1 protein-coding gene is annotated in these 447 nt (G+C 60.9%); it reads right to left on the bottom strand.

What is annotated here, in order from left to right; all coding sequences use genetic code 11:
• The coding region (locus QEP11_RS14330; RefSeq protein ID WP_284337333.1) for a contractile injection system protein, VgrG/Pvc8 family at positions 1–447 on the bottom strand (447 nt) is incomplete at both ends.

Raw genomic sequence — 447 nt, 5'->3', positions numbered from 1 at the left:
TGCGCTTGGGATAGCTGTCTGCCAGCGCCCAGCGCCATGCCGCATCCACATTGGCTGCACCCTGGTAGTCGGCAAACAGGCTGTCGGCGATCTCGACCACGGTGCGCTGCTGGAACAAAAAGCTGTCGCTGCGCCAACGCAAAAAAGCCAGCCACGGCTCGATGCGCAGGCGATAGCGTGCAAAGCCTCCGTTGCTGGCCAACAGTGCAAAACTGGTGACATAGCCGTGCCAGCCACGCGGTCCCCCCTGGGCCGTCTGCAGGTCCACACGCACAGCTTTGCCCAGCAGACTTTTAAGCGGTATGTGGGCATCGTCGCTGAGCGCATCCACTATCAATGCAAAGCCACCCGCATCCATGCTCTCACGGCCTTCCAGCCGCTCGGCCAAAAGCTTGTCTTCACCCAGTGGCGTACGCAGACGCAACAGACGATTGGCTTGTGTGTAGC

The organism is Comamonas halotolerans (assembly GCF_030162935.1).
Lineage (GTDB): Bacteria > Pseudomonadota > Gammaproteobacteria > Burkholderiales > Burkholderiaceae_C > Comamonas > Comamonas halotolerans.
The sequence above is the reverse complement of the archived record's forward strand: the minus strand, read 5'-3'. Positions and strand labels throughout refer to the sequence as shown.